General features: G+C 36.5%; 1 protein-coding gene. It reads right to left on the bottom strand.

Annotation, left to right across the window (positions count from 1 at the left end):
* A partial coding sequence (locus ACX5JI_RS26355) for a condensation domain-containing protein (RefSeq protein ID WP_459503927.1) occupies positions 1 to 1,849 on the bottom strand: 1,849 nt, incomplete at both ends.

Below are 1,849 nucleotides of genomic sequence, written 5' to 3'. Positions count from 1 at the left end.
TAGCACACCGACAATTGCTTCAATAGAGCGGTCTACCATAATCCCAACAAACGCTTCTCGCTCCACACCTTTCTCTCGTAACACACGAGCAACTTGATTTGCCCGTTCATTCAACTCCCTATAAGTTGCCGTCGCTTCTTCAAACACAACAGCTAATCGATCTGGATGTTTCTCTACTTGTTCCTCAAACTGTTCATGAATTGTTTTCTCCCGCGTATACTCTGTTTCTGTTTGATTGAATTCTTCTAAAAGAACCTGTTGTTCTTCTTCCGTTACCCATTCAATATTTGCTAACTGGATAGTTGGATTTGTCACAACCTGTTGCAAAATTTGTTTAAAACGTCCAAACATCCGCTCTATACTCAATTGTGTAAATAAGCTTGTATTATACTCAATTGTAAATTGTAAGCCATTTTTTTCAACCGCTTCCCAAGTCATGTCAAATACGGATTTTTTCCATTCTATTTCAAATGTTTTAAAGGTAAGCCCTGGGATTTCAATTTCATTCATATCCATATTTTGCAATACAAACATTGTATCAAATAAGGAATTTCTACTTAAATCCCGGCGAATTGATAATTTATCTACCAATTCATCAAGCGAGTAATCCCCATGCTGATATGCCTTGAACACCCGTTCTTTAACTTGAGATAAAAATTGCTCAAACGTTTGCTCAGCCTGTGGATAACTACGGATAGCTAAAGTATTAACAAACATGCCGAAAATAGATTCTAAATCTGGATGGAATCGACCCGCCACTGGAGTACCAACAATAATATCTTCTTGATTTCCATACTTTGATAAGAGTACTTGATAAGAAGCCAACAATAACATATACAATGTAGCACCTTGATTTGTAGCAATTTGCTTTAATTGCTTTGTCATTTCAGGAGTTAATTCAAATAACAGTTTTCTTCCATCAAATTGTTGTACAGAGGGTCTTGGATAATCTGTAGGTAATTCCAATATTGGCAATTCTCCCGAGAACTGATTTAACCAATATTCCTCCTGTTCCTTCCATTTCGAAGTTTGTTTCATATTGTTGTGCCAAGTTGCATAATCCTTATACTGTATCGATAATTTTGACAGATTATCATCTCGATATAATTGGACTAACTCTCTGTTAAAAATATCCTTAGATATACCATCCGCAATAATATGATGCATATCGATTACAAGAATATGTCTCTCTTTCTTTAAGCGAATTAAACCAGCGCGAAATAATGGAGCATTACTTAAATGAAATGGTCTAATAAAACCAGCTATCAAAACCTCTCCTTCGTTTTCATCAACGGCTTCCATGTGCGTAAACTGAGCTTGCATTTGGGAATGAACCTTCTGTACCAATTCTCCCTCTATCAAATGAAATGATGTACGTAAAGCCTCATGTCTTTGCACCAATGCCTCAATAGCTTTCTGAAGGCGTTGAACATCTAAAGGTCCTTCCACCTCTAATACTACTGGTAGATTATATGCACACCCCACACTCTCTAACTGTTGAATGGCATACAATCGTTTTTGAGCTGAAGAAACCGGATAAAATTCTTCTTCCTCAATTTTTTCAATCGCTACAAATGATTTCTTTTCTAATTCGCTAATAAATCCAGCTAGTTCCGTCACTCTTGGATAATCAAATACTGCTTCCAAAGAGACTTCTACCTCTAGTTCTTTTAAAATTCTTGATTTAAGCATGGCTGCCTTTAATGAATGTCCACCTAAATCAACAAAATTGTCATGAATTCCGATTTGCTTCACATTCAACACTTCTTGCCAAATCTCAACCAATACTTCTTCGATTTGGTTCGTTGGAGGTGCATATTCCACTCCTGTTTGAATATTTCCATCTGGC

The sequence above is a fragment of the Bacillus sp. C1 genome (genome assembly GCF_054570475.1).
This window is presented reverse-complemented; position numbering and strand designations above follow the sequence as displayed.